The following is a 202-nucleotide window of genomic DNA, read 5'->3' on the forward strand; positions in this document are numbered from 1 at the left end:
GACCATTTGTGCTGGAACAACGGTTACCGAAGCCCAACTTTTTAATGAATTAGGCTCCCCTGACCCAGGTGGAACATGGTCCCCGGCTATGGCAGGTGCGGGAACCTATACCTATACCGTTGCGGCAACTTCGCCCTGTACCGGTGACGATACTTCGGAAGTCATAGTAACTGAACAAGATTTACCGAATGCAGGTAACGAT

Annotated in this window: 1 protein-coding gene; it reads left to right on the top strand. The window is 50.5% G+C overall.

Going from position 1 to position 202, the window contains the following annotated elements:
- On the top strand, nucleotides 1-202 hold a 202-nt coding region (locus KO521_RS11365; protein WP_215940045.1), incomplete at both ends, for a hypothetical protein.

Source organism: Zobellia uliginosa, assembly GCF_018860745.1.
GTDB lineage: Bacteria > Bacteroidota > Bacteroidia > Flavobacteriales > Flavobacteriaceae > Zobellia > Zobellia uliginosa_B.